At 69.9% G+C, this 25,634-nt stretch carries 19 protein-coding genes and 1 pseudogene; 10 read left to right on the top strand and 10 right to left on the bottom strand.

What is annotated here, in order from left to right; genetic code table 11:
• Positions 1-9 precede the first annotated feature (9 nt).
• Positions 10-2,493, bottom strand: coding sequence for a transglycosylase domain-containing protein (locus OG798_RS22580; protein WP_328757601.1), 2,484 nt, complete (start codon positions 2,491-2,493; stop codon positions 10-12).
• 209 nt (positions 2,494-2,702) lie between these two features.
• Here OG798_RS22580 and OG798_RS22575 point away from each other — a divergent pair, with 209 nt between their 5' ends.
• From OG798_RS22575 to OG798_RS22560, 4 genes are all read left to right on the top strand, one after another.
• Positions 2,703-3,503 carry an ABC transporter permease gene (locus OG798_RS22575; protein WP_179857121.1) on the top strand — a complete coding sequence of 267 codons (801 nt, stop codon included), beginning with the start codon at positions 2,703-2,705 and terminating at the stop codon, positions 3,501-3,503.
• Between the two features lie 115 nt (positions 3,504-3,618).
• Complete coding sequence (locus OG798_RS22570) at positions 3,619-4,395, top strand: ABC transporter permease (protein WP_328760065.1); 777 nt, start codon at positions 3,619-3,621, stop codon at positions 4,393-4,395.
• A gap of 6 nt (positions 4,396-4,401) precedes the next feature.
• Complete coding sequence (locus OG798_RS22565; RefSeq protein WP_179436553.1) at positions 4,402-5,403, top strand: ABC transporter ATP-binding protein; 1,002 nt, start codon at positions 4,402-4,404, stop codon at positions 5,401-5,403.
• Between the two features lie 10 nt (positions 5,404-5,413).
• Complete coding sequence (locus OG798_RS22560) at positions 5,414-6,319, top strand: DUF1707 SHOCT-like domain-containing protein (RefSeq protein ID WP_095854415.1); 906 nt, start codon at positions 5,414-5,416, stop codon at positions 6,317-6,319.
• Positions 6,320-6,430: 111 nt separating this feature from the next.
• On the opposite strand, the gene OG798_RS22555 is transcribed toward OG798_RS22560, so the two are convergent.
• Positions 6,431-7,765 carry an SGNH/GDSL hydrolase family protein gene (locus tag OG798_RS22555; protein WP_328757600.1) on the bottom strand — a complete coding sequence of 445 codons (1,335 nt, stop codon included), beginning with the start codon at positions 7,763-7,765 and terminating at the stop codon, positions 6,431-6,433.
• A gap of 296 nt (positions 7,766-8,061) precedes the next feature.
• On the opposite strand from OG798_RS22555, the gene OG798_RS22550 reads away from it, so the two are divergent.
• The 3 genes from OG798_RS22550 (at position 8,062) to OG798_RS22540 (ending at position 11,707) form a co-directional block, all read left to right on the top strand.
• Positions 8,062-9,489: a DUF445 domain-containing protein gene (locus OG798_RS22550; RefSeq protein ID WP_095854417.1), complete on the top strand. Its 1,428-nt coding sequence runs from the start codon at positions 8,062-8,064 to the stop codon at positions 9,487-9,489.
• Between the two features lie 94 nt (positions 9,490-9,583).
• Positions 9,584-11,077 (top strand): MFS transporter, encoded by a 1,494-nt coding sequence (locus OG798_RS22545; protein WP_328757599.1) that lies wholly within the window; start codon positions 9,584-9,586, stop codon positions 11,075-11,077.
• 123 nt (positions 11,078-11,200) lie between these two features.
• Positions 11,201-11,707: a hypothetical protein gene (locus tag OG798_RS22540; RefSeq protein ID WP_328757598.1), complete on the top strand. Its 507-nt coding sequence runs from the start codon at positions 11,201-11,203 to the stop codon at positions 11,705-11,707.
• Positions 11,708-11,798: 91 nt separating this feature from the next.
• Here the strand turns inward: OG798_RS22540 and OG798_RS22535 are convergent, their stop codons facing one another.
• On the bottom strand, positions 11,799-12,329 hold the full coding sequence (locus OG798_RS22535) for a levansucrase (RefSeq protein ID WP_095854419.1): 531 nt from the start codon (positions 12,327-12,329) through the stop codon (positions 11,799-11,801).
• Between the two features lie 16 nt (positions 12,330-12,345).
• Positions 12,346-12,879, bottom strand: coding sequence for a DUF2269 family protein (locus OG798_RS22530; protein WP_328757597.1), 534 nt, complete (start codon positions 12,877-12,879; stop codon positions 12,346-12,348).
• Between the two features lie 185 nt (positions 12,880-13,064).
• Between OG798_RS22530 and OG798_RS22525 the strand changes: the two genes are divergently transcribed.
• Complete coding sequence (locus OG798_RS22525; protein ID WP_328757596.1) at positions 13,065-14,090, top strand: GlxA family transcriptional regulator; 1,026 nt, start codon at positions 13,065-13,067, stop codon at positions 14,088-14,090.
• A gap of 62 nt (positions 14,091-14,152) precedes the next feature.
• Here OG798_RS22525 and OG798_RS22520 read toward each other — a convergent pair whose 3' ends face one another.
• Together OG798_RS22520 and OG798_RS22515 are read right to left on the bottom strand one after the other, a co-directional pair.
• On the bottom strand, positions 14,153-14,455 hold the full coding sequence (locus OG798_RS22520; RefSeq protein ID WP_075029125.1) for a hypothetical protein: 303 nt from the start codon (positions 14,453-14,455) through the stop codon (positions 14,153-14,155).
• Between the two features lie 98 nt (positions 14,456-14,553).
• The gene (locus OG798_RS22515; RefSeq protein ID WP_328757595.1) at positions 14,554-18,663 is read right to left on the bottom strand and encodes a discoidin domain-containing protein; all 4,110 of its coding nucleotides are present in this window, start codon (positions 18,661-18,663) and stop codon (positions 14,554-14,556) included.
• Between the two features lie 545 nt (positions 18,664-19,208).
• On the opposite strand from OG798_RS22515, the gene OG798_RS22510 reads away from it, so the two are divergent.
• Positions 19,209-20,384: a hypothetical protein gene (locus OG798_RS22510; RefSeq protein WP_267061938.1), complete on the top strand. Its 1,176-nt coding sequence runs from the start codon at positions 19,209-19,211 to the stop codon at positions 20,382-20,384.
• Between the two features lie 11 nt (positions 20,385-20,395).
• Here OG798_RS22510 and OG798_RS22505 read toward each other — a convergent pair whose 3' ends face one another.
• A complete protein-coding gene (locus OG798_RS22505; RefSeq protein ID WP_267063843.1) occupies positions 20,396-20,629 on the bottom strand; it encodes an HNH endonuclease in 234 nt (77 codons plus the stop codon).
• 174 nt (positions 20,630-20,803) lie between these two features.
• Here OG798_RS22505 and OG798_RS22500 point away from each other — a divergent pair.
• Positions 20,804-21,529 (top strand): annotated as a pseudogene (locus OG798_RS22500) (NF041680 family putative transposase); the annotation flags it as partial.
• Positions 21,530-21,537: 8 nt separating this feature from the next.
• On the opposite strand, the gene OG798_RS22495 reads toward OG798_RS22500, so the two are convergent.
• The 3 genes from OG798_RS22495 to OG798_RS22485 are packed head-to-tail and all read right to left on the bottom strand — an operon-like array spanning position 21,538 to position 25,501.
• Entirely contained in the window at positions 21,538-22,443 is a 906-nt protein-coding gene (locus tag OG798_RS22495) for a DUF6339 family protein (RefSeq protein WP_267061937.1), read from the bottom strand.
• The gene (locus OG798_RS22490; protein ID WP_267061936.1) at positions 22,440-23,414 is read right to left on the bottom strand and encodes a hypothetical protein; all 975 of its coding nucleotides are present in this window, start codon (positions 23,412-23,414) and stop codon (positions 22,440-22,442) included. The genes OG798_RS22495 and OG798_RS22490 overlap by 4 nt, the downstream gene beginning before the upstream one ends.
• A complete protein-coding gene (locus OG798_RS22485) occupies positions 23,411-25,501 on the bottom strand; it encodes a helix-turn-helix domain-containing protein (protein WP_267061935.1) in 2,091 nt (696 codons plus the stop codon). Before OG798_RS22485 ends, OG798_RS22490 begins: the two co-directional genes overlap by 4 nt.
• Positions 25,502-25,634: the final 133 nt, after the last annotated feature.

Below are 25,634 nucleotides of genomic sequence, written 5' to 3'. Positions count from 1 at the left end.
TGTTGCGGGTCACTGTTTTCGTGACGTCAGTCCGCTCAGTGGCCCCGCTCCCGCGGTCGTCCCCGCCGTACCGCCGCCGTCCGTGCTCCCGCCCGACGGGGCCGCGGTGTCGCCACCGGTGGTGGTGCCCGCGTCCGTCGTGCCGCCGGTGGTCGTCCCGTCGGTCGTGCCGCCCCCGGTGGTGGTGCCGCCGTCGGTCTGGCCCTCCGTCTGGCCTTGGGTCTCACCTTCCGTCTGGCCCTGGGTCTGGCCCTCCGTCTCCCCCTGGGTCTGGCCCTGCGTCTGATCCGAGGGCGGGCTCTGGGAGGCCGTCCCGCCGGTGGTCCGGCCCCCGTCGTCCTCGTCGCCGGTGCCGGGGGACTCGTCGGTGGGGCCGGTGCTCGGGAGCTCCTGCTCCTCCGCGCCCGGCTGGAGCTGGAGGTCGAAGTCCTTCGCGCCGCTGCCCTTGAGCGCGGCCTTCGTGTACTGCGCCCAGATCTGCGCCGGATAGCCGCCGCCGTTGATACGGGGCTGGCCGAGGGCGCCGTACAGCGACTCGTGGGTGCCGGTGTCGGGGTCCTGGCCCATGACGGAGACGACGGTGGCGAGGTCGGGGGTGTAGCCCGCGAACCAGGCCGCCTGGTCCTCCTCCGCGGTGCCGGTCTTGCCCGCGGCGGGCCGGCCGGCGGCCAGCGCGGCGGTACCGGTGCCACCCTCGACGACGCTCTGCAGGATGGACGTGGTGGTGTCGGCGGCCTCCCGGGGCACCGCCTGCTCGGTGTCCTGCCTGGGCAGGCTCACGGCCGACGTGCCGTCCTTGGTGACCTTCTCGACGAGCGTGTACGTGCCGTGCCGGCCGTGGTTGGCGAGCGTCGCGTACGCCTCCGCCATGTCGAGGACGCTGGCCGTGGACGGGCCGAGCGCGATGGACGGGGTGCCGGTCAGGTCGGGGGTGGTGGAGGGGATGCCGAGGGCTTCGGCGGTCTGCTTGACCCTGACGGGGCCCACGTCGACGGCCATCTGCGCGTACACGGCGTTGACGGACTTGTCGGTGGCGGTGCGTACCGTGATGGGCCCGTACGAGAGCTTGTCCTCGTTCTCGGGCGCGTACGAGCCGCCGTTCCAGCCCTCCACGGGGCGCTTGTTGGTGCCGTCGTAGACCGTGTTCGGGGTGATCGCGCGGCCGTCCTGCGTCAGCGAGGCGTTCTGCACGGCCGAGGTGAAGACGAACGGCTTGAAGGTGGAGCCGACCTGGTAGTCACGGCGTGTCGCGTTGTTGACGTACTGCTTGGTGTAGTCGATGCCGCCGTACATCGCGACGACCTTGCCGGTGGCCGGGTCGATGGAGACGCCGCCGGCGCGGACGTACCGGTCGACCTTGCGGTTCTTCTTGTCGAGGTTCGACATCACCTGGTCGTCGACGGCCTTCACGAAGGCGTTCTGCCGGGACTTCTGGAGCGTGGTCGTGATGCGGTAGCCGCCGGTGGTCAGGGTGTCCTCGTCGATGATCTTGTTCGAGACGAGGTAGTCCTTGACCGCCTGCACCAGGTAGCCGCGCTGGCCCGACATGGCGGCGGCGACCACGTCCTGCTTGGGCTGCGGGAACGTGACCTTGGCCCGGTCCGCCCGGGTCAGCCAGTTCTTCTTGACCATGCCGTCGAGGACGTAGTTCCAGCGGGCGAGGGCCGCGGACTTGTTCTCGGGGTGCGCGACCACGTCGTACTGGCTCGGCGCGTTCAGGAGCGCGGCGAGGTAGGCGCCCTGACCGATCGTCAGGTTCTTGGCGTCGACGCCGTAGTACGCCTGGGCGGCGGCCTGGATGCCGTACGCGTTGCGGCCGTAGTAGCTGGTGTTGAGGTAGCCCTCGAGGATCTCGTCCTTGCTCTTCTGGCGGTCGAGCTTGATGGAGATGAAGAACTCCTTCACCTTCCGCGTGGCGGTCTGCTCCTGGCCCAGGTAGTAGTTCTTCACGTACTGCTGGGTGATCGTCGAACCGGACTGCCTGCCCTTGCCGGTGGCGGTGTTCCAGCCGGCGCGGATCATCGCCTTGGGGTCGACGGCCGACTCGGTGTAGAAGTCGCGGTCCTCGGCGGCGAGCGCCGCGTGCTGGGCGTCCTTCGAGATCTGAGTGAGTGTCACGTTCTCGCGGTTGACCTCGCCGTCGCGGGCGAGCTGGCTGCCGTCCGCGTACAGGTAGACGTTGCTCTGCTTGGTCGCGGCGGCGTTCGCGGGCGGGATCTTGACCAGGTAGTAGCCGAGTGCGAACAGGCCGATCGCGAGCAGTATCACGCCGAGGAACGTGCCGAGCACCATCCGCCAGGTCGGGATGAGCCGCCCCCAGCCCGTCCGCTTCCGCCTGGGCTTCTTCCCCGGCTTGCCCGGCGTGGCCGTCCCACCCGGATCGCCCGGTGTGCCGTCGCTGCCCGGTCCGCCCGGTGCCGCTTGAGGCGCCGGTTCCGGTTCCTTCGGGGCCCAGCCCTGGCTGCTCTGCTGCGGCTGCGGCTTGTCACTCATCTGTTCGCCGGACTCCTGTTTCGCATCGTACGTTCCCGTACGCCCTCATACGCCTGGTGCGCCCCCTGATGAAGACTGTCGCACCAAGCGTTCCGTTCCCGGATCCCGGCACGTGTCGCGCCTGAAAATGCCTGGCAGACGAAGCCGGGCGGGGCTAGGCTCCTGCGCTTCGGCCACAACGGCCCTTTTGGCGCAAGGAGGACATCCTCGTGGGGACAGGGCGGTTGTACACGGCCGTCGCGGTGGGCGGGTTCCGGCGCTACGCCACTTATCGGACGGCGACGGCGGCGGGGGTGTTCACCAACACCGTCTTCGGGCTGATCCTGGCGTACGTCTTCATGGCCCTGTGGGACGAGAAACCGCACCTCGGCGGCTATGACCAGGCCCAGGCGCTCACCTATGTGTGGCTCTCCCAGGCGCTGCTCATGGCGATGGCGACGATGGGCGGCGGCTTCGAGGACGAGTTGATCGAGCGCATCCGTACGGGTGACATCGCGATCGACCTGTACCGGCCCGCCGACCTCCAGCTGTGGTGGCTGTCCCAGGACGCGGGGCGGGCCATGTTCCATCTGCTGGGGCGCGGAGCGGTGCCCCTGGCGTTCGGCGCGCTCTTCTTCGAACTGGCGCTCCCCGCGGACCCGCTGACCTGGATCGCGTTCCTGATCGCGGTCGCGCTCGGGACAGTCGTCAGCTTCTCGCTCCGCTACCTGGTGGCCCTGTCCGCGTTCTGGCTGCTCGACGGGGCGGGCGTGGCGCAGATGTCCATGATCGCGGGTGTCTTCTGCTCGGGGATGCTGCTGCCGCTGAACGTCTTCCCGGGCGCGCTGGGCGAGGTCGTACGCGCCCTGCCCTGGTCGTCCCTGGTCCAAGGCCCCGTGGACGTCCTGCTCGGCACGGCGGACCCCCTCGGCACGTACGCCTTCCAGGCGTCCTGGGCACTGGGGCTCCTGACCCTGGGCCGACTGATCCAGTCGGTGGCGACACGGAGGGTGGTGGTGCAGGGTGGCTGACTCGACGGAGGTACCGGAAACCGCGCGGGGTTCCGGGGAGCGGGTGGCTTCGGCGCTGCTGGGGGCGCCGCAGGGGACGTGTGCCCGAGTGCGGGACGGATTCCGCGCCTACCGGATGATCGCCGGGATGTGGATCCGCTCCACGATGGCCTACCGCGCCTCCTTCGTGATGACCACCTTCGGGAACTTCGCGGCGACCGCCCTCGACTTCGTGGCCGTCCTGCTGATGTTCTCGCGGGTCGACCGGCTCGGCGGCTACAGCCTGCCCGAGGTCGCCTTCCTGTACGGCGTCTCGGCCACCTCCTTCGGGATCACGGACCTGGTGGTCGGCTCGATGGATCGGCTCGGGCGCCGGGTGCGCGACGGCACCCTCGACACGCTCCTCGTACGCCCCGCCCCCGTACTCGCCCAGGTCGCCGCCGACCGCTTCGCGCTGCGCCGCCTCGGCCGGGTCACCCAGGGGCTGCTGGTCCTCGCGTACGCGATCGCCGTGCTCGACATCGACTGGACGCCGCTCAGAGTGCTCATGGTCCCGCTGATGCTGCTCTGCGGCGCCGCCATTTTCGGGGCCGTGTTCGTGGCGGGCGGAGCCTTCCAGTTCATCGCGCAGGACGCCTCCGAGGTGCAGAACTCCTTCACGTACGGCGGCACCACGCTCCTGCAGTACCCGCCGACCGTCTTCGCCAAGGACCTGGTGCGCGGGGCCACCTACGTGCTCCCGCTGGCCTTCGTGAACTGGCTGCCCGGGCTGTACGTGCTGGGCCGGCCCTATCCGCTCGACCTGCCGACCTGGATCGCCTTCACCCCGCCCCTGATCGCGGCGGGCTGCTGCGCGCTGGCGGGCGTCGCCTGGCGGGCGGGACTTCGTTCGTATCGCAGCACGGGGAGTTGAACCGACATGGAAACAGGCCTGATGGCGGACCCGGTCAGGGATCCGGTGGGCGACTTCATCGAACTCGACGGCGTCGAGAAGGTCTTCGACGTCCGCAAGAAGACCGGCTTCCTGCGCAGCGAACGGCGCCAGGTGCGGGCGGTGGACTCCCTCTCCTTCACCGTGGCGCGCGGTGAGATGGTCGGCTACATCGGCCCGAACGGCGCGGGCAAGTCGACCACCATCAAGATGCTCACCGGCATCCTCACCCCGAGCGCCGGCCGGCTGCGGGTGGCGGGCATCGACCCGTCCCGCGAGCGGACCCGGCTCGCGCAGCGCATCGGGGTCGTCTTCGGGCAGCGTACGACCCTGTGGTGGGACCTTCCGCTGATCGACTCCTACCGGCTGATGCACCGCATGTACCGGATCCCGGACGCCCGTTACCGCGAGAACCTCGACCGCTGTGTCGAACTCCTCGACCTGGAAGCCCTGTTGGACGTGCCGGTGCGCCAGCTCTCGCTGGGGCAGCGGATGCGCGGCGACATCGGGGCGGCGCTGCTGCACGACCCCGAGGTCCTCTACCTCGACGAACCCACCATCGGCCTCGATGTGATCAGCAAGGCCAAGGTCCGTTCCTTCCTGCGGGACCTGAACGCCGAGCGCGGCACGACGGTGCTGCTGACCACGCACGACCTCAACGACATCGAGCAGCTGTGCCGGCGGGTGATGGTCATCGACCACGGGCGGCTGATGTACGACGGGCCGCTGACCGGGCTGCACGAGGTGGGGGAGAGCGAGCGGACCCTCGTGGTCGACCTGGAGCGGGAACTCCCGCCGATCGAGGTGGACTCGGCGCGGGTGGTGAAGGTGGAGGGGCCCCGGCAGTGGCTCGCCTTCCCCGCGGCGGCGTCGGCGGCGGAGCTGGTGGCGCGGATCGCGGCCGAGTTCCCCCTGGTGGACCTCTCGGTGCGGGAGCCGGACATCGAGGCGGTCATCAGCCGCATGTACGCGGAGAAGGCTCTCTCGTAGGCTGAGTCCCATGACCGAGGATGCGCCTTCCAGGGGAAGCGACGACCAGCGACCGACGCCGCCGGACCCCGGATCCCCGAGCCCGGAGCTGCGGGCCTCCGACGCCGATCGTGAACGAGTCGCCGAACAGCTGCGGGACGCCCTCGCGGAGGGCCGCCTCGACATGGAGGAGTTCGAGGAGCGGCTGGAAGCGACGTTCAAGGCACGGACGTACAGGGAACTGGCGCCGCTCACCCGCGATCTGCCGGGCGTGCACGCCGTGGCGCCGGTCTCGATGGTCAAGCAGCCCGAAGAGAACGGGAGTTGGGCGGGGCGGATCGTCGGCGGCGAGGGCTCGTCCTCGTGGGGTGTCGCGATCCTGTCGGGCTTCGAGCGCAAGGGCCGCTGGACGGTCCCCAAGCGCTTCAACTCCTTCGCCTTCATGGGCGGGGGTGAGATCGACCTGCGCGAGGCGAACTTCGCGGACCGCGAGGTCGTCGTCAACGTCGTCGCCGTCATGGGCGGCGTGAACGTCATCGTGCCGCCCGGCGTCGAGGTCGTCGTCCGTGGCATCGGCATCATGGGCGGGTTCGACCACCGCGAGGAGGGGCGGGCCGGGGACCCGGGCGCCCCGCGCGTGATCGTCACGGGCTTCGCGTTCTGGGGCGGCGTCGGCGTGGAGCGCAAGCTGACCCGCGCCGAGCGGCTGCGCCTGAAGGAGGAGCGCCGCCAGGAGAAGCTGGAGCGCAAGAGCGCCCGCAAGGAACTGGAGGGTTCACGGCGGGACGGCCTCGGCGACATGTTCGACGCCCTGGACGACGCCCACGACCTCGTCCGCGAACGCCACGAGGAACGCAGGGAGCGCCAGGAGGAGCGCCGGGAACGCCACCGGGAGCGCCGGGACGAGCGGCACCGGCGGAGGCACGGAGGCTGGTGAATCCCGGGCAGGTGGAGCGCCCCTTTTAGGGGCGCGGCTGTGACATTGTGCGGCTCCGCCGCGTGGGCGCGACCAGCCACGATGGCGCCGCAGCCGCAAAGCGACCGGACCCTACAGCTCCGCAGGCGCCGCCCCCTTCAGATCCCCGAGCTCGAACACCTCCGCCATCCGCTCGTACCCCTTGTCACTGGGGTGCAGATGGTCCCCGGAGTCGTAATCGGCCCGCAGCCGCCGCGGATCGTACGGATCCCGCAACGCCTTGTCGAAGTCGACGACGGCGTCGTACACCTTCCCCGCCCGGATCTCCGCGTTGACGGCCCGCCGTACGGCGTCACGCGACCGCGAGTACCCGCGGTGCCCGCCGAAGGGCATCAGCGTCGCCCCGACGACCCGCAGCCCGCGCGCATGCGCCCGCCGCACCATCTCCCGCAGCCCGTCGGTGACGGTCACCGGATCGACCTGGCCCTGGTTGCGCAGGATGTCGTTGACGCCGAGGTCGATGACGACGGCCTTGACGTTCGTACGGCCGAGCACGTCGCGTTCGAGACGGTTCAGGCCGCTCGGGTTGTCGGCGGGCCGGCCGAGCCCTTCGGCCAGGACCTGGTTGCCGCTGATGCCCTGGTTGACGACGCTGTAGCGAGGCACGTCCCCGGTGCCGGCCGCGGTGCGCAGCCGGTCGGCGAGGACGTCCGTCCAGCGGTGGTTGGCGCCCTCCGTGGAGGTGATGCCGTCGGTGATCGAGTCGCCCAGGGCGACGACGGTGCCGACGGATTCGTCGCTCAGTACGTCGAGCGCGGTGAGGTAGCGCCAGTGCGGGGTCTGCTCGGTGTACGCGGTGGCGGTCAGGTCCTCGGTGCGGTCGCCCTGGGCGGCGTAGGAGATCTGCCGTGCGTGCGGGTGGTAGGTGACCGGGCCGGACGGGGTCGGGGAGTACGTGGTCACGAGGACGTCGGAGTCGCGCGGGATGCGCACGCGCACGGCGTCGCTCATGATCTGCGCTCCGGCCGGGACGGTCACGGTGGTGCTGCCGGAGAAGGTGAGGCGGCGCATGGTGTCGGCCACCGCCGCCGCGTCGTTCTCGGCCGCGGCGACGGCGATCGAGGCGTGCGTGATGTTCAGCGGCTGCTGTCCGTAGAGGTTGGACAGGGTGATGCGGGCCTCGGTGCCGCCGACGTCCGTGTGCACGACGTTGCGCAGGGAGCGGCCCGCCATGCCGTTCGTCTCGGTGCCGGGCTCGGCTCCGGCGGGGGAGGCCGACCAGGTGCCGACCCAGGTGCCGGCGGAGGCGGGGGCGGCCGAGTCGCGCGGGGCGCGGTTGTCGGCGGTGGCGTTACGGGTGCCGCCGGTGCCGTCGTCGGCGGCGACACCCACGTATATGGCTCCGGATATGGCCACGATCATGGCGAAGACGGCGGCCAGCAGGGCATAACCATGACGCTTGGTCATGCGGTGCGTGTCTCCTCGGGCGAGGGGAGCCCGAGGCTCCGAAGTGATGATCACATGATGGGGTACGGGGTAGGGAGGAAAACGACGGGACCCCCCTCCCGCGGCCTCGAACAACCCGGAGACGCCCCCGAGGTGCCCCTGAGACGCCCCCGAGATTTCCCGGCGACGGCCCCAGGATTCCCCTGAGTTCCCCCCGTCCGAACAGACGCAGGGAACTCCTGTTCCGTTCCGGGAGTCGGTCAGGAAGGGACAATGTGTACGGAGCCCTCGGACGGCTCGGCGAACGGGTGGAGTGAATGGAACGAACAGAACCGGAAGACGCGGGCGCCGAAGGGCGGTCCGCCCGGCCCGGCGCCCCCGGCCACCACGCGACGACCGCCGTCGACCAGGCCGAACGCACGACGACCGGCCCCGGCCGGGAGCGGCGCGCGACGACCGCCCCCGGCCCGACGAACCGTGCGATGACCTCGTTCAGCCCCGCCGACGAGGAGAAGCGCCGCGGTGTCCGCCAGATGAAACTGACGGCCACCGGCCTGCTGCTCTTCGTCGCCCTCGTGTACGTCCTCGCGACATGGGCGTCCCACGAGGGCGCCGGAGCCTGGGCCGGCTATGTCGCGGCCGCCGCCGAGGCCGGCATGGTCGGCGCGCTCGCCGACTGGTTCGCGGTCACGGCCCTCTTCCGCCACCCGCTCGGCCTGCCCATCCCGCACACCGCGATCATCCCCACCAAGAAGGACCAGCTGGGCGTCTCGCTCGGCGAGTTCGTCGGCGAGAACTTCCTCTCCTCCGACGTCGTACGACAGCGTCTGCGCGCCGTGGGCATCGGCAGCCGTCTCGGTGCCTGGCTCGCCGAACCGGAGCACGCCGACCGGGTCACCGCCGAGCTCGCCGCCGCGCTCAGAGGCGCCCTGACCGTGCTGCGCGACTCCGACGTGCAGGCGGTGGTCGGAGAGGCGATCACCCGCCGCGCCGACGCCCAGGAGATAGCGCCCGGCATAGGGAAGATGCTGGAGAAGATCGTCGCGGACGGCGGCCACAAGCGGGTCGTGGACCTGATCTGCATCCGCGCCCACGACTGGCTGGTGCTCCACGACGAGCAGGTCATGGACGCGATCCAGGGCGGCGCGCCCGGCTGGACCCCGCGCTTCGTCGACAAGAAGGTCGGCGAGCGGGTCTACAAGGAGTTGCTCCGCTTCGTCACCGAGATGCGCGACGCCCCCTCCCACCCGGCCCGCGGCGCCCTCGACCGCTTCCTCACCGACTTCGCCTGCGACCTCCAGTCCGACACCGACACCCGCGCGCGCGTGGAGCGCCTGAAGGGCGAGGTGCTCGGCCGCGGCGAGGTCCAGGACCTGATCGCCTCCGCCTGGACGGCCGTACGATCCATGATCGTGTCCGCCGCCGAGGACGAGCGCAGTGAGCTGCGGCTGCGCGTGCGGGCCTCCCTGCTCTCGCTGGGCGCCCGCATGGCCACCGATCCCAAGCTCCAGGCCAAGGTCGACCGGTGGGTCGAGGGCGCGGCGGTGTACGTGGTCACGACGTACCGGACCGAGATCACCTCCCTCATCACCGACACGGTGGCCGGCTGGGACGCCGAGCACACGACCAGGAAGATCGAGGCCCACATCGGCCGTGACCTGCAGTTCATCCGGATCAACGGCACGGTGGTGGGCTCGTTGGCCGGGTTGCTGATCTATACGGTGTCGCGGATCGTGGGGGCGTAGATCCCTCTCGGGAGGGCGTGACCGCACTCGGGCGGGCGTAGGCCGTGCCCCGGAGGGAACCCGGGCAGGCGTCGCTCGACGAGGAGGGAGCCTCATGTCCACCGTTGAGGAGAAGGGCCGGGGGGAAGGCCGGGATCAAGCCGGGGGCCGGGTCACCAGCGCCGTTCCCGCCCGTCTCGACCGTCTCCCGTGGTCACGCTGGCACTGGACCGTGGTGATCGGCCTCGGCACGGTGTGGATCCTCGACGGCCTGGAAGTCACGATCGTCGGCAACATCGCCGGACGCCTCTCCGAGCCCGGCAGCGGCCTGCCGATCACCTCCGCGCAGGTCACCGGCACCGCGGCCGCCCTCTATGTCGCCGGCGCGTGCGTGGGGGCGCTGTTCTTCGGCCGCCTCACCGACCGCTTCGGCCGCAGGAAACTGTTCATGGTCACCCTGGCGGTGTATCTCGGGGCCACGGCCCTGACCACCGTCTCCTTCGAGCCCTGGTGGTTCTTCACCTTCCGCTTCTTCACGGGCTTCGGTATCGGCGGCGAGTACGCGGCCATCAACTCCGCGATCGACGAGCTGATCCCCTCCCACTACCGTGGCCGGGTCGACCTGATCATCAACGGCAGCTTCTGGCTGGGCGCGATCGGCGGCTCCCTGCTGTCGATCGTCGCGCTGGACACCGCCCTCTTCCCGGCGAACATCGGCTGGCGGCTGACCTTCGCCCTCGGCGTGGTCCTCGGCCTGGCCATCCTCGTCGTGCGCCGCAATGTCCCGGAGAGCCCACGGTGGCTGCTGATCCACGGCAGGCAGGAGGAGGCCGAGCAACTGGTGGCGTCGGTGGAGGAACGGGTCCGCGCCGACCTCGGCGGCCGCGAACTGCCTCCCCCGACCGGGGAGATCACCATCCACCAGCGCAAGACCGTCGGCTTCCTCGCCATCGCCCGCACGGTCCTCGCGACCTATCGCAAACGCGCCGTGTTCGGCCTCTCCCTCTTCATCGGCCAAGCGTTCCTCTACAACGCGATCACCTTCGGCTTCGGCGCGATCCTGACCAAGTTCTACGACGTCCCGACGGGCTCCACCGGCTACTACTTCGCCGTGATCGCCCTCGGCAACTTCCTCGGCCCGCTGCTGCTCGGCAAGCTCTTCGACACGGTCGGCCGCCGCCGGATGATCTCGTCGACGTATCTGCTCTCCGGGTTGCTGCTGTTCGGCACGGCCTGGCTGTTCGGCCGGGGCTCGCTGAGCGCGGTGACCCTGACGGCCTGCTGGTGCGTGGCCCTCTTCTTCGCCTCGGCGGGCGCGTCGAGCGCCTACCTCACCGTCTCCGAGATCTTCCCCATGGAGACCCGCGCGATGGCCATCGCCTTCTTCTACGCCATCGGCACGGCGGCCGGCGGCATCAGCGGACCGCTGGTCTTCGCGGACCTCACCCAGTCCGGCGTGGTCGGCGACACCGTGCTGGCCTTCCAGATCGGCGCGGGCCTGATGTGCGCGGCGGGCCTGGTCGCCGCGTTCCTGGCGGTGAACGCCGAACGGCGCTCGTTGGAGGACATCGCCGCCCCGCTGTCGACGGTGGCACCCGCCGACTCTTGAGTACGGGAACGGAGTTCGGGCCGAGTGCGGAAACCGAGTTCGGGCCGAGTACGGGAACTGAGTACGGGAACCTGAGTACGCGTACTCTGTCGGGCCGCCGCCCGGGCGGCAACCCTCGTACGCATGACCGAGAAGCTGTTAGGCCCTCTGCGAACGCGCCCCTGGCCGGAACGCTGGCTGACGCGCGTGCTCGGCGCCGCCCTCTCCGGCGCGGCGTACCTCCTCTGCCTCCCCTGGGACCTGCGCAACCGCCCCGGGGCGACCGGGGCGATCACCGAAACGACCTCGGTGACCGTCCTCGGCGCCGTCCTCCTCGGCGTGACCCTGCTGCTCCTGGCCGCCTACCTCGGCCGCCGGGACGCGTTGGCCTGGCCGTTGCTGCTGGTGGCGGGACCACCGGCAGCACTCATGTACCTCTCCTTCCACTCCCACCCGGAGCCCCCGGACGCGGCGGTCTGGCCGCTCACCTGGGCGTTCTTCACGCTGGTTGTCGCGGCGGGGGTGCTGATCGCGACGGCGGTGGCGAGGCGGTACCGGGCGGCGGACTGGACGAGTTCCTCGGGCTCCGGGGACTCAGGGGACTCCTGGGACTCGCCGGACGAGGCGCTCAGCCTCGCCCGGTGGTGGTGAACGCCCGGCGGGGGAGGACTCACGGACCGTTGAAGTGACGATTCACGGACCGTTGAAGTGGCGACGATTCACGGCCCGTGGAAGGGACGGTTCACGGACCGTAGAAGTACCGCGAGCCCTTCTCGATGAAGTGCGTGGCGTAGACGCGCCCGAGGGCCGGCTTGCCGCGGTACATGCCCACGTACGGGCGGGAGCTGTCGACCACGACAGGCCGTGTCATACAGGCGAACCGGACACGCTGGCGCTCCTCCGCCCATCGCACGGCGGCCGGGTCGACACGGTCGCTGACCAGGACGGGGAACGCGCCGACCCCGTTCTGCAGACCGACGGGCAGGCCGCCCTTGGTGTCCTTGGCGTACTTCGTCACCTGCTCGGTGAAGCCCTCGACGACGGGCACGGTGATCTCCGGAACCGCCGCGGCCACGGTGAACAGATACAACTTCGTCGCCATCCAGCGCAGCCGGAAGTCCGACCGTCGCCCCACCAGCACGGGCACCCCGGCCCAGTCCTCCCAGCGGGTGGCGCACCCGTCGGCCGTCAGCCGGCCCTCCAGGGTGGCGAGGTAGGCCGCCGGGGCCGAGGGCGTCGACGGATCGTGCGGTCCGTACACCTGTCCATGCATGAGCCGGATCCTAGGGCTAGGCGCCCGTGGTGGACCCCGGTCGGACAATCATCAGGATCGTGACGATGGCCCAGAGAAGGTTGAAGAGCCCGGTGAACATGGCGAGCCGGGCGGTGTCCCGCGGGCCGACACGGCCGGCTCCGGCGTTCGCCGCACCTTCCCCGCCCGCCCCCACGCCTTGTTCTATGCGTTCCTCCACGTCCTCCACGCCCTCTATGCCCTCCATGAGCGCGGTCTGCCGGGGCAGGACCAGCGCGGCGAGGACGACGGCGGCCAGGGTCGTCAGCGCGATCGAGACGATCAGCCAGGTGTCGCCGAGCACGCCCATGTTCTTGGCCGTGGCGAACCCGAACACGGGCACGGCGACGCCGACCGTCGCGTACAGGCGGCAGATGCGGTGCAGCACCCGCACGGTGGAGAGGGCCTGTGCGTCTGCGGGCTCGGCGAGTGCCTTGCGCGCGCTGGGCGGGAACATGCTGGCGGCGACGGTGACGGGCCCGACGGCGACGATCGCGGCGAGGACGTGCACGGCGAGTAGGAACTTGTTCACGGGCTGACGCTAGGGGCGCGCGCGATCTTGCAGAAGCGGCACTTCTGCCAGGGTCCAACGGATTCTCGCCAGCCGCAGTGCCACGGAGAATCGGTGCCCCGAACGCAGCCCTACGACGCTGTAGGCACCCTGCGAGGCAACGAGCCCCCCTTGGCGACAATCCGCTGTATGCCTACGCTCTGGCCATGCACACCGTAGCCGTACTGGCGCTCGACCAGGTCATCCCGTTCGACCTCTCCGCCCCGATCGACACCTTCGGCTGGGCCCGGCTGCCGGACGGCCGGGAGCCCTACCGGATCCGGGTCTGCTCGCCGACGGCGGACGAGGAGGTGAGCGCGGGCCCGTTCACGATCCGCGCCCCCTACGGCCTGGAGGCGCTGGCCGAGGCCGACACGATCATCCTGCCCGGCGTCGCCGACCCGGCCGCCCCGCTCCCGCCGGGCGTGACGGAGGCGCTGCGCGCGGCGGCCGCGAACGGCACCCGGATCGCCTCGATCTGCGTGGGCGCCTTCGTCTTCGCCGCCACCGGCCTGCTGGACGGGCTGCGCGCCACCACCCACTGGGTCGCGGCGCAGGACCTGGCGGCCAGGTACCCCGCCGTGACCGTCGACCCGAACGTCCTCTACGTCGACAACGGCCAGTTCCTCACCTCGGCGGGCGCGGCCGCCGCCCTCGACATGTGCCTGCACATGATCCGCAACGACCACGGTTCGGCGGTCGCCGCGCACGCGGCCCGGATGTCGGTCATGCCGCTCGAACGGGAGGGCGGCCAGGCCCAGTTCATCATCCACGACCAGCCCCCGGTGCCGGCCGGCACCACGATGGAGCCCCTCCTCGCCTGGCTGGAGGAGAACGCGGAGCGTGAGCTGACCCTGGAGGACATCGCCGCCCACGCCGGCATGAGCACCCGTACGCTCAACCGCCGCTTCCGCGACCAGACCGGCACCACACCGCTCCAGTGGCTGCACCGCGCCCGGGTCCGCCGAGCCCAGTACCTCCTGGAGACGACCACGTACCCGGTCGAACGCATCGCGACCCAGGCGGGGTTCGGCTCACCGACGGCGTTCCGGGAGCGGTTCAAGCGGGTGGTGGGAACGAGCCCGTACGCGTACCGCCGCGCGTTCCAGAGCACGGGACCGACCCCGGACCCGGTCCCAACCTCAGTCCCGGTCCCGGTCCCGGAATCCGTGTCCGCTGCCGCGGCCTCGTAGGCCCTCAGACCCTCAAGCCCTCAAGCCCTCCGACCCTCGGGCCCGTGGTGCTCTGCGCTTGCTCAAGCCCGCCGGTCGGCCACGGCCCACGAGGCGAGGGCCACGGCCCCGGCGACGCCGAACACGGAGGGCCAGGCGCCCACCTTCTTGGCCAGCGGGTGGGACCCGGCGAAGGCGGCGACGTACGCGACGGTCAGCGCCCCGGCGGCCTTCCCGCCCGCCTGCCGACGCCACTGCTGCGCGGCCGTGGCCCCGGCGGCGGCCAGCACCACCCCGCCGAGCTGCCGCTTCTTGGTCCACCGGGCCACGCCGTACCCGCCGATGAGCCCACCCGCGGCCACCGCCGCGGCCGGTACCTTCGCCATTGCTGCCTCCCGCTCCTGCCTGCGTCTTTCGAACAAACCGAGGCTAACGCGCACGAACGGACGCCCGACGACCGCCCCGCCTCACCCCTGCCTCCGCCCTACCCCCGGGCGACCGTGCGGGGACTGTTGTAGGCGGACACGCTGAGCGCCGGACGGGTCGACGGCAGCGCGTGAGCCGGCCAGGACAGGGTGACCGTCCGTGATTCGCCGGGCAGCAGCCAGAGGTAGTTGTCGCTGTACAGCGTCGGCAGGACGCGCTCACCGCTGTGATCGTCCAGCAGTGACAGCCGGACCATCGGGGCGAGGGCCGACCCACGGTTCTTGACGACAGCGGTCAGCTCACGTCGGGCACCGGTACCGGTACCGGAGTGCGACACGCGCGTGATCGAGGCCGAGAGCCTGACCCGCGGGAGGTCGTTGAGCGCCTTCATCGCGGCCGGGGTCCGATGGCGCCAGTAGGTGTTGGTCGAGACGGTACGACCCGTGTGGTCCTCGAGGGTCAGGCGCAGCAGGTGCAGATCGGGCAGGTCGTCGGTCCAGTCCACGGCGAAGGCGGTTGTGGTGGAGGCCGACGCGACATCGACCACGGCCTTCCTGGTCCCGCCGATCCGGCGACCGGCGAGGTCGTGCAGCCGGGCGGTGACGGTCGCATCCTCGACCTTCCCGCGCGTGTGGTTCACCACGAGGAGCTGCCACTTCAGCGGGTCGGCCTGGACGTGCAGGGGCTCGCAGGCGGTGCGGGCACCGTAGTAGGTGCCGTTGACGTCGAAGTCGTAGTCGTAGGTCTGCCAGACGGTGCTGTGCCAGGCGGGGTGGGACATCCACAGCATGAGGCCGCTGGCGTCGTCCCATAGGTGGGCGTTCCACGCCTCGAACATGCTGCGCGCGTTCTCGTAGTTGACGAACTGCGCCTTGCCGGCGAAGTCGTCGAGGTCCGTCGCGGTGCCCAGGCGCGCCTCGATCGCCGCCCGGTACTGCTGCGGAGCCTGATTCCCGTGCTCACTCCAGTCGTGGTAGTACCACGCTCCGCCGATCGGCCACTCCTTCTCGTCGCCCACCAGGTTGCGCATGCTCTCGGCGGTGGAGACGACCGGCATGCCGATCTCGGTGTGGAATCCGAAGCTGTTGCTGCCGTAGGTCGACGGGTCGTAGTACTTCTCGGGCTCGACCCAGTTGTAGGGGCCGCCGCCGGTGATGATGCCTCCGGCGGAGTTGTTCTGGTAAAGGATGCCGGGGGCCTGCTGCTCGACGGCGTCGCGCATGCCCTTGTCGATGGCGGCCGGCGGGTCGCCCTCGTTGGCGCCGCACCACACCACCACGCAGGGGTGGATGCGGTAGCGCAGTACGGTGTCGCGCGCGATCGCGTTGAACGCGTCATGGTCCGGCGGGTCCATGGCCCAGGCATTGGGGAAGTCGTTCCACACCAGGATGCCGTGTTCGTCGCAACTGGCGTAGAACTCCTCGCGGTTGATGCTGCCGACCCAGTTGCGGATCATCGTGAAGTTCATGTCGCGATGCATGCGCACCGCCGCGTCCATCCGCTCGGCCGGCATCCGCCGCAGCAGTTCGTCCCAGCCCCAGTTGCCGCCCCGGGCCAGCACCCGTACGCCATTCACGCTGATCTTCAGCGGCACCGGGCTGTTGTCCACGGACTTCACATCCGTCCAGGTGTCACCGTCAGACGACACCTGGATGACGTACGTCTTCGGGTAGGCCTGCTCCCACAGGATGGCCACCCGGTCGAAACTCTGGGCGGAGCCCAGGTCGACCTGGATCCACTGGTGGTCCTCGTACTGCGACGACCACCGGCTGTCGGGGCTGCCGTCGGTCGCGGCGGCGGCCGGATGGTCGGACTCCTCCGTGGAGGCCGTGGCCGCCTTGTGCAGCGCCAGGTCGGTGCCCGGACGGGAACTGTCGATCACCGAAAGGGACCAGAGGGAGTTGCCCCAACTGGTGTGGCGCACACCGCAGTTGATCCGGACGAAGCGGGCCGTATGGGCGGTGAAGTCCTCCACCTGCAGGCTCGCCCGGTCGGTGTTGAACGGCAGCGGTACGGCGGTGTTGTCCACGGACTTCACGTCCGTCCAGGTCGAGTCGTCCGTGGACACCTGGACCACGTACGTCCGGGCGTAGGCCTGCTCCCACACGAGGTCGACGCCGTCGAGGGACTGCTGGGAGCCCAGGTCCACGCGGATCCACTGGTCGTCCTGGTAGGCCGAGGACCAGCGGGTGCCGGGGTCACCGTCGGTGGCGTTGCCGGGGCCGTGGTCGTCGCCGTCCGTCGTGGAGGAGGTGGCGCTCGCGTGCAGGGCGAGGTCGGTACCCGGCCTGCCGCTGTCGGTCACGGACAGGGTCCACAGCGAGTTGCCCCAGTCGGTGGCCCGGGTCAGGCACCTGACCCGCACATAGCGGGCCTGCTGCCTTCCGACCGCCAGCGACTGGGTGCAGGCGTCGCCGGACGAGGTGAAGGGCAGCGGCACGTCGTACTCGTAGCCGAACTGGCGGATACCGAAGCGGGTGGTGCGCCGGTCGCTCTCCGCCCCGTCGACCGAGGCGGCCAGGGTGAGGTCGTGAAGGGCGGGACTGCCGAGCCCGTTGGGCCACCACAGCGCGGGGTTGCGCAGCCGCAGCCGGCTGAAGGCGTCCGGGGCGAAGATGACGTCGACGCTCCGGCCCGCCAGCACGGTGACGGCCTTGGAGACACGTATGTCACCGAAGGACGCGGAGACGGTCGTGGTGTGCTCGACCGCATCGGCGTTACGGACCGGGACGGTGAGGGTGACTTCGGCGACGGAGGTGTCGGGCAGGTCCGGCAGAACCGTGTCCACCCGGGGGTCGCCGATGACCACAGGCCCCGTGGATCTCAGCCGGACATGGTTCCAGATCCCCGAGACCCGGTCCCGTACGGCAGGCATCCAGTCCCACCCCGAAGCGGCCAGATACGTGGGCGAGTTGAGGTTCATCTGACCCGCACCCGCGTCCACCCAGGACTCACCGGCGGGACCCTTGTCCCCCGGGCTGCCGGGGACGGGCATCGGCGTGATCTTCACCGCCAGCGCGTTCCGGCCCTTCTCGGCGATCCACTCCGTCACGTCATGGGCGGAGCGGGCGAACGGGTAGGTGAGCCCTCCCACCTGGTGGCCGTTGAGCCAGATGTCGGCCTGATGGTTGATGCCGTCGAACTCCAGCCAGACCCTGCGGCCATGCCCGGTGCGCAGACCGGACGGCAGGTCGAAGTCACGCTTGTACCACCAGGAATGGCGGGAGAGCGCCTCAGGGATGTGCAGATTGTTCAGACCGGCGACCGGGTCCGGGAGCTTTCCCTGATCGACGAGTGACGCGAGGACCGTGCCGGGCACGGTGGCGGGCAGCCAGCCGCTGGTGTCCACGGTCGGCTTCGACAGATCGGGGCCCTCGCCGTCGGCCCAGTCGTCCAGGGTCAGCCGCCAGCCGGACTCCAGCGGCACCGTGCCGTCCGCCGCGACGGCCAGCCCGGGAGCCTCGCCGTGGTGGGTTCCCCAGTCGGTCCAGCCGGTGACCGCGGGACGCCGCCCGCCGGCCGTGCCGTACACCTCGAAACCGTTCAGCCCGAGCGGATTGGGACTGGACCGCCGCTGAGCCGTCATCCGCACCCACCGCGCCGTCACGGACCGGGCCAGCGGAATGTCCACCACCCCGCCCGTACCGGCGGTCGTGCGGTACACGCTCGTCCAGGAGCTGCCGTCCCTGGACGTCTCGACCACGAAGGCGAGCGCGTAACTGGACAGGATCTCCTTGCCGGTGGTGCCCTGGGCCGGGTTGCCGGTGGCCGGAGGCGTGAAAACCGGATCGCTCGCGTCGGCCTCGAAGGTGAGCCGAACCCGCGTCACCTGGCAGTCGGCCTCAAGATCCACCGAGATCCACTGCGGATCGTCCCCCGCCGCCGCGCGCCATCCGCTTCCCCGGACCCCGGGCGCCGCGAGACGGTCGACCACGAACTCGCCCGGAGTCGGCGCGTAGTCCGTCGAGGAGACCCGGACGGGGCGGTAGGCGGCGAGTTCACCAGACGGCGCTGCCGCGGTGAGCGCGTCGCTGCGCCCGGCAGCCGTGCTCGTCACCGGGAACAGAGCGCTTAGACCGAACCCGCCGAGAAGAGTCGAACCCGTAGTGACCACCGACCGCCGGGAAGGACCGGAAGGATCCCGCGGCGCATGTGACTGACCTGCCATGAACGTGAGTCCCATCAGAAAACAGCGCGGCCGACGAACACGCGGAGGCGCCGGAGCCGTTGGCATGACAACGTTGCCAGAGTGTCTGACAACGTTGCCAAAGGTGGCCGCGCGCCCAAGCTCCTGTCAAGACCTCGCACACGATCACTGTTGCTCCGACGCGGTCACGGCCCACTGAGCGCAAGTCGCCCCAGGGGCGGGGGAGTCATGAAGCAAGTCGCGGAATTTCCGGCGTGCCGACCCAAGGTCCTCTGGTTCGGCAGACGACCTTGAGTTGAGAAACGTCCTGCCAGGGGCTTCACGGCCACCCGCGGCCGGGGGCTCCAGTGCGACCTGGCCATGCGCCCGGATCGCAACACCGGGCAGATGCGCTCCCAAGCGAACGGCCGGAGGGAGTAGCGCTGTGGGCGCTACGAGCAGAAGGCACGTTCTCGCCCTGGCTGCCAGTTGCTCTGTCGGGCCGGGGCCGTCGTCAGCCATTGCGCGAACAGTCCCTGGCCAGGCATGATGCCCCGCGTCATTCGTGCGGCAGGGGTGGAACAGCTGTGAACCAGGAAGCCCGCAATGGCGGAGCGGAATCATCGGGAATGGTCGGCCGAGTCCGCTATCGGGCTTCGTGGCAACAGTCCCTGCCATTGGGCCTGGTCCTCGGCGCCGCCGTGCTGATGCAGTTGTCGAACCCCTTGCTGTGGACGCACCAACGGCCCGGGCTGCCCGGCCTGCCGTTCGAGTCGTGGGTCCTGGCCATGGTGCTGCCGTTCTTCATCACGCTCGAACTGTGGGTGCTGAGCCGCTACGTCGGGGTAACCCTGACCCCTGAGGCGGTCGTCGTCCACAACCTGCGGCGCCGGACCATCCCGTGGACCAACGTGGCCGAGGTCGCGGTCGAGCCGTTCACCGGCGGACGGCGGGTGGTCCTCTACGAGACGGATGGACGCCGCACCCCGCTACGAATGCCCAGCTCCAGTTTCCTGTCCCGCGACCGCCGGTTTGACGACAAGGTCGCGACCATCCGAAGCTGGTGGCTTGCCAACGGCGGCGCGGCCCAAGTCGAAGACACAGCTGGTGAACTCGGCGCCTGGGGGTATACCCACGGTCGGCTGCCCGAGCGACTGGGCATGCGACCTGCGCCAAGCCGGTCGGTGCCCACGGTCCTGCTGCTCGGCTGGCTTGCGGCTGATGCGGTGATGGCGGGGTTCGTCGAGGGGCCCGGCGCTGATCACTCGACGCTCCTTGGCCGCACGCTCGGCGCACTCGTCGCGATCTCGCTGCTGCTGGGCGCGGGCTTCCTGAGCTTCGGCAGAGGCGTCATCCTTACTCCCGACCACCTGGTCATACGAGGGCTGCGGCCCCGAACCGTTCCCTGGGACGAGATTCAAGGGATCGCCGTCGAGCGCCACCGCGGCGGGCGCAGGCTAGTCATCCTTGAAGCGAGCAGTCGCCGAACGCCATTGCCAGTACCGCGTGTTGGACGCGTGCTCTGGGACTCGGACTTCGAAGCGAAGATCCAAACGCTATGTCACTGGTGGCGCACCCACGCGGAGATTGGCCCGACCCCGACCGAAGCGGCGCTCCAACCCTCGGACCAGCCACCGCTCCTTCCCTACCGCGGACCGCGTCTGTGGCAGAAGGGAGTGTTGGCCCTGGCCTGCATCGTCCTCGGCTACGAGATCCTCCTGTCAATTCTAGTCGGATCTCTGTTCCTCACCGTCGGTCAGTGAAAAAACCTCACTCACTCCCGATAAACGGGCGGCGCATTCCTGTACGTATGCCCGGTGGGACTCGTCCAATTGGCAACCCCGGTATGCGGATCCCGCGTCACCCTCCACCCGGGATGGTGAGTCTTCAGCCGATGATGCCGCCGACACAACGGCTGAAGATTCTCAGGAACCGTCAGCCCACCCGCCTCAGGACGCTCGTGATCGAACGGCTCGACGTGATCGACATCGCAGCGATGCGCAGGCATCCGACAACTGGGAAAGGCGCAGTACCGGTCGCGCGCGATGACCTGCCGCTCGGCATCAGCCGTGGGCCGATAGGTTGTCGGATCGACCTTCACCAGCAGCCCACTACCAGGATCCGTAATGAGCCTCCGCCGCGCCGACCTCCTGTGCGGTGCCCGACTCCTCGACGTTGTCACGGGCGCTCATGCTCCGGCCCGAAGGGCGGACGGCCCCGCCGGCACGGCGGCGTCCTCACCTTCGCCAAGCCCGACAGCTGTCACGAGCCCGACGTCACCGCGGTCACGGACACCACCCGCTACGGCAAGGCCCAAGCGATCGCCTGGGACCGAATGCACCCAAGGCTCACTCACCGCGGCCCCTGGCTGGACCACGCCCAAGAGGAACTGCCCGTTCTGCACGGCACGTTGATCCGTCTCAAGGTCGAGCGCCTGCCGGGCGACCGTGACCCGAAACCGGTCTGGCTGTGGTGCTCCGCCGCTGCCGCCACCAGCGCTCAGGTGGACCTGTGGTGGCAGTCCTTCCTACGCAGATTCGATCTTGAGCACACATTCCGGCTGATGAAACAGACGCTCGGGTGGACCGCCCCGTAGGTCCGTCATGCCGACACCGCCGACCTGTGGACCTGGCTCGTCATCGCCGCCCACACCCAGCTCCGCCTCGCCCGTCCCCTCGCCGAAGACCTCCGCCGCCCCTGGGAACGCCGCACCGAACCCCGCCGCCTCACTCCCGCCCGCGTCCGCCGCGGGTTTCGCAACCTCCGACCGACCACGGCCTGCCCGGCAGCCGCACCGAAACCGTCCCGCCCCGGCCCGGGACGACCACCCGGTTCGAAGAACACCGACCGCGCCAAGCGTCACGACGTCGGCAAGACCGTCAAGGAACACCAGGCCCGCCGAGGATAAACGTCAAGCTAAGCGTCCGCCGCCCCGGACCGGGCCCGGTCACGCAACGGCGCCTCCGCGGCGAATCGCTCGAACATCCGCGACAGGACCTCGCAGGAGGAACGCCGGGCAGTGCCGTCGTCCGGCCCTCCGGGAAGCCGGTCCCAGGGAACAGCCGGGGCCGATTCCGCATCGTCGATCCAGTCGGTGAGCGCGTGGTGGTCGGGCGCCTCGTCCGGAGCGATCACCTCGTACATGAGCGTGCTGCCGGCCGTATTGACTGCCGTACAGAGCGCGTTGACCCGATCCCCGAGTCGTGTGGCTCCCTCGTCGGCCAGCCCTTTGAGGACCCGCACCAGGGCCAGTGCGGTGGGCTTGTGATCGATGACAGCGAGCCGGAGCGCTGTGTTGGTCATGTCCTGATTGCGGCAGGCGATCTCCGCGGGGGTGTAATCGGGCCCGTCACGGAACATCTCGGCGGCCCACCACAGTCGGGCGAAGGCTTGGCTGTAGTGAGGACCTACGAACCTGGCGCTGTTGACCTTCCTGAGCGCGCCGTCGCCGGACTCCCCGGACGGCATGTGCCGCCACAAGACGAAGTCCGGCGCGACGGCCAGGGCCAGGAAGTTCCATAGACCGGGGTTCGCCGCCTCGGCTCGGGTCATCCGCAGGGTCGCGTGCAGCCGAGGCGCCAGCCAGGCATCGGCGTCGGTCCGCGCCGCATCGAACCTGTGCATCGCCTCCTCGACGATCTCCCGTACCGGGGCGGCGCTCCACCGGACGGAGTCGCTCTCGATCGGCGTGCTCGCCCGGAGAATCGCCACCTGCGGCAGGCCGTCCTGTCCCGCGCGTACCCCATGAGTGAGGAAGGCCGTGGCGAGGTGACCGGGGAGCAGCGCGAGCCGTTCGGGGGGCTCGATGCGGTGTCGGCTCATCGGCTCACTTCCTGGGCACGGGTTACGGCACGGATGGCCGCCGTCAGATTCTTGGGCACCTGGCCGCGTCTTCCGGCTGCGAACTGAATCCGCGACTGGACCTCTGCCCACCCTCGGCCGTCACCTCGACGGCTGTGGGCCTCGCCCAAGGCCTCGGAGAGGGGCAGCCCGGGAAACACCTCGGGAAGCATGGAGCGCAGCACCGACTCCCGCCATCCACCAGGAAAGCGCGGGGTGCCGTCCTCGTCGAATTCGAGGTCGCTCAGCGCGGAGTGGAACATCGTCGCCCAGGCCTCTCCCGCGATCTGCGCGGCCACCAGTCCCGCGGCTGCCTTCTCCAACGGGCCACGAGCGCCGGACAGCAGCTCGGGAAGCCCCTCGAAGGACGTGTTGAGCAGGACGGCCGGCACGTCTCCGGTGGTGTCGATCAACCAAGGCGCATCCATGAACGGACGCAGCCACTCCTGCGGCCCGTCTCGGAAATCCTCCTCCACGATCTCCAGGTCGCGTTGTCTGGTGGGAGTACGGGCAAGCAGGTCCACGATCCAGGGCGTATCAGTGGTACCGAGAACACGCCCGTCGACTCCACCATGACTGCCGACAACGCTCACGTCCAGGACAGCGCGCGCCACATGAGTGGAGCGGCGCACTCGGACCTCGCCTCGCCAGTGGGTGTCGTCACGACGGCGTTCCAGGCGACTCACACTGCGGGTGTTGGTGGCTCCCTCGGACAGTACGGCGACGCAGGTGACTCCAGACCAGGGCCCGTCGGCCAATTCGTCCATGGGTAGGGAGACTTCGAGATCGAGGACGCCTTCAGTCCAGTCGTCACGCTCGATCTGATGGAGAGCGACGACCTGATCTCGTTGGGAGATCAGCGAGAGCTGCAAAGGCTTCCCGTCTATGCTCGCCCCTCGGACGGTGACCTCGATCTTCCCCACCAAGGTCGGGTACGCGTACACGGTGCTCACGCCGAAGCCTCCCGTGCCTGCTGGATATCCACGATCACACCGGCCATGGCGGCGGCCACCGGGTGGCTGCCGACAGCCGTGACGCCACCGAAGCGAGCCGACCGTACATCCGGATCGATGAGCAGCTTGCCGTCGACCACCTCGCAGTTTTCCTTCGCGGACAGCTCCGCCCACTCCAATGAAGGCCGCCCCCCTGATCGCACATCGAACTTGACCACCGGCAGTAGCTGCCAGCGGTCGTCGCGTTGCGGGACGATCAGCGTCACGTCCAAGGTCCAGGCCCCGTCTCTGTCCACCTTCCCGACGACCCGGTCCACGAGCGGGTGTCCCTGGCCACGACGACCGCTCACTGCGGCGGGCGCATCCAGGCGCAGCAGCTTCCGGAGGACCTCAGGGCCGGTCGAACCCTGACCGGCAGTCCGGCGGCCGATCACGCCCCGCAACGCTGCGTCCATGGCCGCGTTGAACTCGGTCAATCGCCGAGGCGCGTTGGCATAGTCGGCGGTGAGTTCCTCCGTCGCCCCCCACCTGTCGTGCTCCGGCGGCTCGGCGGCTCGTAGGAACGCCTCGGCGGCGTGGGTCGCCGCGCCGTCGTCGCCAGTGGCGAAACCGGCGAGCAGGACGGCTTGGAAGGGGTCCACTCCCGGCCGCAGGCCGCGAGGACGTCGGGCCGTGACAGTCATCCGGGTGCCGCGCATGCAGGTGATACGGCTGTGTACCTCGTCCTTGTCGGCGGCAGGAGTGACCAGGAGTACGGCACGGTGGCTGTGTCCTTCAGCCCTGCGCCCGGCGGCCCGCAGCGGCGGGACGACAAGGGCGACCTCCACGGCGGCGACCTGTCCGGTGGCCGTGAGCTCGTCGACCGTCTCGCCGTCGATGTACGCCCGGAGCGCGTGGGCCAGCGCCGGGTGCCGATCGAGCGGATCGACCCGCTGCTCCGGAACTACGAATTCACCATTGCGAAGAGCGCGGACCGAGGCTTCCAGCATGGCCGACGTCGAACGGCCGGAGGTCATGGCGGCCCAGAAATTGTCGGCCAGCGCCCGACTGAGGGCCCCGTGCAGGTCCTCCAGAGTGTCGTTGTTGCCGGCCGCGTCGTGAGCGCCGACGACGAGGAAGGAAGTTCCCGGATCGTCGCTGTCCCGATCGAGTCGCAGATCGGCGACCACCCGCTCGTCCGCCCACCAGGAGCGGGAGACACCTTCGTGCTCCTTCTCCGTGTCCGACTCACCGAGCCAGGCAGGCCCGGCGTAGGCGACTCCGTCGACCTCCCGCCAGGGAAGGTCGAGACGTCCGACCACCCGGCGGGCCGTCCGCCCCTCATACGTCTCGGACAGGGTGCTGTTGATCAGCACCAGCCCGAGCCGACTGGCTGCCCACAGGGTGGCCTTTCCCAGCCCGTACGAACCACCGGCCCGTTCGTTGCTTTTGTGACTGTCGAGCTGCCGGCGGACCACAGCGGCGTACCGGCCGTCCCCATACTCGGGTCCAGTCAGCCCCGAGGCGTTGTAGTCGTCCACCCGGAGAAGCAGAAGAGAGGAGTCTTCGCGCAACGCCCGCAGCCCCTCGGCGAGGACCCGGCCGACCTTCTGCCTGGACTGTGCCGCCGCTGCGTAGTGGGGCTCCAGCTCGTCCCACTTCAGCGCGGAGAGGAAGGAGTGCAGATGTTCGCCGGTCAGCTCGTGCAGGGTGAAGCGCACCCGCACCGGGCGTCGCGGGTCCAGCCGCTCGTCCAGGGAGTTCTGTGTGACCTCCCGGGCCAGTACGGCCAGGTTCGCGTCGAAGGCGAAGGCCGCCGCGTTGCCGTACTCCCGACCGCCGTCGTGATGGGCGATCCGGTGATACCAGCTGATCGGTCGGGCCGATCCGGCATCGGCGTCCCTGGTGACCAGGGTGGCGACGTCCGTCTCCAGGATCTCGGCGATCCTGACCATCATCTCCGCCCGCGGCTGTGCCCTGCCGGTGACCCACGCCGACACCGCCGCGCGCGTCAGGTCCAGCCGCTTGGCGAACTCCGCCTGCGAGATCCCCTTGCGGCGCAGCTGGCGCCCAAGCCACAGGCCGAAGTCCTCGGTGTCGTCCTCCATAGCCCCACTTCCCCATCGGTTCCGGGCAGCGCCACGGTAGCACCGTGGTTGACGCAGCCGACACTGTCAAATTTCAATAGACGTGTGCGATCGATTCGAGCGCCAGCGGAGTGGATTGAATTTTCTTCCGATC

The sequence above is a fragment of the Streptomyces sp. NBC_00271 genome (genome assembly GCF_036178845.1).
Lineage (GTDB): Bacteria > Actinomycetota > Actinomycetes > Streptomycetales > Streptomycetaceae > Streptomyces.
Note: the sequence above shows the minus strand (reverse complement) of the source record. Positions and strands in the feature narration are given on the sequence as shown.